This window comes from Armatimonas sp. (assembly GCF_031410135.1).
Classification (GTDB): Bacteria; Armatimonadota; Armatimonadia; order Armatimonadales; family Armatimonadaceae; genus Armatimonas.
In genome coordinates, this window is sequence record NZ_JANNYP010000349.1 from 1 (window position 1) to 5,646 (window position 5,646).

At 58.3% G+C, this 5,646-nt stretch carries 3 protein-coding genes; 1 reads left to right on the top strand and 2 read right to left on the bottom strand.

Annotated elements, in window-relative coordinates; genetic code table 11:
- Positions 1-97 precede the first annotated feature (97 nt).
- Together RMO15_RS12750 and RMO15_RS12755 are read right to left on the bottom strand one after the other, a co-directional pair.
- Positions 98-2,746: a BTAD domain-containing putative transcriptional regulator gene (locus tag RMO15_RS12750; protein ID WP_309713000.1), complete on the bottom strand. Its 2,649-nt coding sequence runs from the start codon at positions 2,744-2,746 to the stop codon at positions 98-100.
- 10 nt (positions 2,747-2,756) lie between these two features.
- Positions 2,757-3,692: an aldo/keto reductase gene (locus tag RMO15_RS12755; RefSeq protein WP_309713003.1), complete on the bottom strand. Its 936-nt coding sequence runs from the start codon at positions 3,690-3,692 to the stop codon at positions 2,757-2,759.
- 51 nt (positions 3,693-3,743) lie between these two features.
- Here RMO15_RS12755 and RMO15_RS12760 point away from each other — a divergent pair.
- Positions 3,744-5,646 (top strand): winged helix-turn-helix domain-containing protein (locus tag RMO15_RS12760; protein WP_309713006.1); only part of this gene is annotated, 1,903 nt, incomplete at its 3' end.

Consider the following 5,646-nt stretch of genomic DNA (forward strand, 5'->3'; position numbering starts at 1 on the left):
GGCGGCGGAGGCACGACGCCGGGGACCCTCTGGGTGAGCCCGGAGGTTTACCGTCCAGGGCTCACCACGAGATTTGCGAGAGAAAGAAGTTCGTTTTCTAGTGGGCTTGTTTCTGCCGCAGGGCGGGCGTATGGAAACCCGCCGCGAGAGTTTGGAGAGCCTCCAGCGACGCTTGTGCCCCCGCCTCGTAGAGCAGCTCGTAGCGAGCCGTGCCGAGAATCTCTGGTAGGTTCACTTGAGGGCGCAGGTGACTGTCATCTTTGTCAATGTTGATTTCCCATTGCTTATGAAGACTATATGCTGCTCCCTGAAACTGGGCGGCTTCTTCATATCGCTTCTCAAACAGAGCATACTTATAATAACAAAAAAGAAAACAGACAATGAAAAATCTATTATTGACACGACATGCAAGAGAAAGACCTTCTTCGATTAGAGGAAAGGAATCTTCTGTTCTGTCTATTAAGGGAAGGATATAGGCTCGCGCATGCAGTAGTAAACAAAGACGGAAATCTTGCTTGGCATGACGGCAATGAATCGTTCCCTCTTCTGAATAAATTAGTGATTGTTCGAAAAAAATTACTCTCTTCTCTTTTTCTTTTTCTCTTAATCCTTTTTGAGTGTAAATATTTGACAATGAATGATAGTTTAGTGCTAGCCATTCTATATTTCCCGTGATAGGGATATGATTGATTTTTCGAGCTTCTTGGAAGTAAGGCTCTGCCTCGTCATACCGATGTTCATAGCAGAACTGCAATCCCAGATTATGGAGTGATGCTGCAAGCTGACGCTGGCGAAATTGAAGAGTCACTTCATCTTTTTGTTCTGATTCTTGATACTCTGCCCACTGCCGGGAACGGTAGGAATATTCGAGCTGTCTGAAAGGGAGAGCGAGATCATACTCATTCTGAAAGCTGTGTAGATTTCCTAAAGCTCTGTGTAGTCGTGCAAGTATCTCTTCATCAGTTCCACGCCTGTTCATTATCTCAAGTGCCTGATACAAGTAGGGCAAGGCGCTCCATGTCCAATGGGCACATTCCCAGAAAAAATAAAGTTTATGACACGAGGATGCTGCGTCTTCTGGAGCGATAATAAAGCCCTTGTCTAGTGCAGCAAGAATATTTTCATGCTCTTGCTTGATGATCTCCATCGTCTCCATAAATGCTTCGCTGCTAAGCAAGGTCCGCCACTCCGTCACACGAGCAAAAAAATAATCCATGTGCGCCCGCCCTAGCACTTCTCTAACATCTTTGCTGAGTTTTTCGAGCCCGTACTCGCGCAGGGTTTCTAGCAGGCGAAAGCGCTTGCCCCCAACTTCCATGACCAGAAACGAGCCATCGGTGAGGCTTTGGAGATAGTCTATGGCGAGAAACTCCCCGGTGATGATCTCGGTGGCCTCTAAGCTGAAGCTTCCTCGGAAGATGCAGAGCTGGGTGAAGAAGTGCTGGACATCGGGGGCGAGCAGGCCCCAGCCCCAGTCGAGGGCGGCTCGCAGGCTGGTGTGGCGCTCTTCTCGGTCACGGCGCTTGTCGGCCAGCAGATCAAAGCGACGCGAGAGCCTTTCGAGTATCTGCTGCGGGGTGAGGATCGCCGCACGCGCTGCCGCCAGCTCGATGGCGAGCGGCAGGCCATCCAGGCGTTTGCATAGCTCCGTTACCGCTTCTTCATTTTCGTCGGTCAGTGCAAAGTGAGGGTGGGCGAGGCGGGCGCGGTCGCAAAACAGCGCCAAAGCATCACCCTCGGGCAGCGGCGAAAGAGGGAAGACTTGCTCGGCGGCGAGATTGAGTTTGAGGCGGGAGGTGACCAGCAGGCGCAGGGTCGGGATAGCCTTCAGCAAGGCACTGAGCGCTTCGGGGCCGCCAGTGGCAACGAGCTGCTCGAAGTTATCCAGCACCAGCAGCGTATCCGTAAGCGCGGACTTCAGGCGCTCCAGCGCAGGCTCGGTGGAGTTCGGCAGAGCGAGGGCGCTGACAATGGCATCGGGGATGCTCGCACCGCTTCGTAGTGTGCTCAGGCTGACGAAATGCGAGCGTGGTGTTGCCGCTTGTAGCTCTTGTGTCAGGCGCGTCTTGCCTGTACCACCCGGCCCCAGAAGCGTCACGAGGCGGTGCTCCATGAGAAGAAATGCCAAGTGATCGCGCTCGGCCCGTCTGCCAAAGAAGGCATTGGTGGGGTGCAGTGAGACCGCGGGAGCTACTACATCGGGCAGAGCGACCTCGGTGGGCTGTATGCCCTCCAGCTCGGCGAGCCGCTCTCGTGCGCTCTGTGCCAGGGCATTGAGCCGCTCGCGCTCGGTGAGGAGTACGTCCAAGTAGAAGCCTGGCGCGAACTCGCCTTTGTAGAGTGCCAGGGCGGTGCGCAAGTGCTGGGCACGGGCAACTGGCTCGGTGGCGACAGCGGCACTGCGGAGGCTCTGCTGGAACTCGGCCACATCGCTTTTATGCTCTGCCGTAATTCCCACTTGGCTCCGATCCGCGATCAGCACACTTCCCGGCGCAACCCCAGCAGGCTCTAGCTGCTTGCGGAGTGCGGCGAGAGTCTGCTTGAAGCGGTTACGGGCATTGTCAAAGTCCACCTCGGGCCAGATGAGATCTATGACTTCCTCGCGGGGCCGGGTGCGGCCTGGTGAGAGAGCGAGTAGGGCCAGTAGAGCACCAGGTTTCTTGCCCACGAGATCCTCAAGCTGGCGCGAGTCGCTACGCACACTCACGCCCCCTAGCAGCTCGAAGAACCAGCTCTCTTTGGTCATGACGCTGACGTTAATGAAACGTCCCACTGGGCCAGGTGAGGCGCTGGACGGGGGCAAGGATCGCTTGGATCGCTTCAATGGCCTGAGGATCGGGGAGAGTTCCCACAACGGTGGTATTTTGCCGGACTTGCGCCTCACTAGACATCCCGACCAGTGTGGTGGCGACGGGCGCATTTTGCAGTGTCCAAGCCACGGCCAGCTCGGCCAGTGAGAAACCGTTCGCTTTGCACCAAGCCAGCGCCTCCAGGCAAGCGAGCCGGAGCGCTTCGGGAGCCGGGTGCCAGGGCTGTGGCCCGGTATCCGAGAGCAGGCCCATCGCCAGCGGCGACGCGCCGATTACTCCGACGGATTTTTCGTTTAAGTAAGGGATTAAGTCCCAGAGGCTATTGTCGTTAAGTGAAGAGTGGCAGTAGCTTAAGATAACATCTAAACTTGTACTCTCTAGCACTTTGGGATAGATCGCCAGTGGTAGTCCACTCACGCCCACAAAGCGCACTTTTCCCGCAGCGACGCACTCGCGCAGCGTGGGTAGCGTTTCCTCTAGAACCTGCGAGAAATCCTCCGCAAACTCAATATCATGGCAGAGCGCGATATCGAGCTGGTCGGTCTTGAGGCGGCGCAGGCTGTTATCAATGCTCTGGCGCACGCGGGCCGCCGAGAAGTCAAAGTGCCCGGCGGGCTTCTGTGCATCTGGATAGCGGCCTAGCTTGGTGCACAGAACATAGCTCTCCCGCGCGACACCGACCAGAGCCTCGCCCAGAACGTCCTCGGATGCCTGGTACCAGGGGCTGGTGTCGAAGAAATTGATTCCTAGCTCCAGCGCTACCCGAACGGCCTGCGTGGCATTGGCTTGCGTCACAAGTCCGTACGATCCCCCAAGCGGCGCGGCTCCAAAGCCCAGCGCGGAGATCGAGAGGCCCGTCTTCCCCAGTGCGTTGTATTGCATAGGGAAACTTTCTACGCAGGAAGGCACAATCCCTGCGAAGAATATTGCCCTGTGGAACCTATCTGGCGGATTGCACTCTTTGATGGCCCGCGTCTCTGCACGCCAGAAGGCACCGAGGTTCGACGTTTTCGCTCCCAGCGTGTGGCGGCACTGTTGGCCTATCTGTGTTTGCATCTGGGGCGGGACTGTCCGCGTGAAGCACTTCTAGAGGCTCTCTGGCCCGACGAAGACCCTCAGATCACGGCAAACCGTCTGCGGGTCTCCCTGACTTCCCTGCGTCATCAGCTGGAGCCGCCGGGAACGCCACCAGGCTCGGTTCTGGATGCGAGCCGTGCGGGCTATGTGCGTTTGCGGAGCGAGAGTGTCTGGTGCGATGTGTCGGCCTTTGCAGCGGCACTAAAACGGGGGGCACGAGACGAGGCGGCGCAGCTTTGTTCGTACGGCCCACTCTTGCCCGGCTTCTACGACGAGTGGATTCTCACGGAGCGCGAGCGGCTCGAAGCACTTCGGGAAACCTTGCCCGCGCCTCAAAGTGAGGCGATTGTGCTGACGGTTTCCGAGAGCACTGCCTCTGTCGAGCGACACCTGCCGGTTGTGCTCACACACTTTTTCGGGCGGGAGACGGAGCGTGAGGCACTTGCCGAGGCGCTCACCGAGGATCGCCTCGTCTCGCTGATAGGCTTGGGGGGCATGGGCAAGAGCCGCCTTGCCATTGAGACCGCCCGGCAGCTTGCACTCCCAAGCGCTTTTGTTCCCCTTGCCGATCTCAGCCGCAATGAGGAGACGAGGCTGGCAGAGTTTGTGCTGCGTGTACTGGGCGTGGCCGCCCCCGGAGAAGGCGATCCGAGTGAGGCTCTCGGGACACTTCTGGCGCGGCGTGGGCCGTTCTTGCTACTCTTAGACAATGCGGAGCACCTAGAGGGCGGCGTCGCGGCGCTGGCAGTACGGCTTTTAGAGCAGGCACCCGAGCTGCGGCTTTTGATCACCAGTCGGCAGCCTTTAGGAGTCTTGGGAGAGCGAGTTATAGCGCTGGAGCCCCTGGAGCTGCCTCTGGCGAGCGCTACACCAGAGCGGCTGCTGGAGTTCCCTGCGGTCGCACTCTTTTGTGATCGGGCTCGGCACGTTCGCCCGGACTTTATTCTTACGCCGCGCCACACCGAGGCACTGATTACGATCTGTCAGAAGCTCGAAGGCATGCCGCTGGCACTGGAGCTTGCCGCCGCACGCATCCGCACCCAGACCCCGATCCAGATTGCGGCGGCGCTCGACGCGAGTATTCTCACGCTCACCACCAACCAGCGCGGCCTACCGGATCGTCATAAGTCGCTGCGCGCCGTGATCCAGAGTAGTGTGGATCTGCTGGAGCCCACACTGTGCGCTTTCTTCTATGCTCTCTCAGTCTTTCAGGGCGGCTGGACGAGTGAGGCGGCGGAGGCGGTGACGCAGTGCCCACAGACCGAGCTGTTTCTGGATGAGCTTGCCCATCGCTCCCTGATCACGTTGCGCGAGGACGAGCGAACCGGGATGATGCGTTTTGGCTTTTTAGAGACCCTACGCCAGTTCGCCACAGAGGGATGTACTGAAAAAGAGGCACTGACTCCACGCCATAGCGCCTATTTTCTGCATCTGGCGGCACAGGCCACGGAAGACGATGTGCGCCTCTTTGACCCCCTGGAGCCCGAGCTGGAGAACCTGGCACTTGCTCTGAACTACGGCTGGGAGCACGAACAAAACAGCAACGCCTTCTGGGATGGTCTGAGTGGGTTTCTCAGCTTCGCCTTTGTCCGTGGCCATCACCGTCGCGCCGTGGCTCATGCGGAGCGTGTGGCGACGAGCTGGCAGCGCATCGCCGACCCCGAGCGGCGCTTTGCGGCACTCAACTACACGATCATGCTCTACCACGACCTAGGGCGCAACGAGGAAAGCGAAGTCCTTGCGGAGGCGATGCTGGCTC

Excerpts from the sequence above, each read along its gene's own strand:
- RMO15_RS12750 (WP_309713000.1), bottom strand. The coding sequence starts at position 2,746 with ATGACCAAAGAGAGCTGGTTCTTCGAGCTGCTAGGGGGCGTGAGTGTG.
- RMO15_RS12755 (WP_309713003.1), bottom strand. The coding sequence starts at position 3,692 with ATGCAATACAACGCACTGGGGAAGACGGGCCTCTCGATCTCCGCGCTG.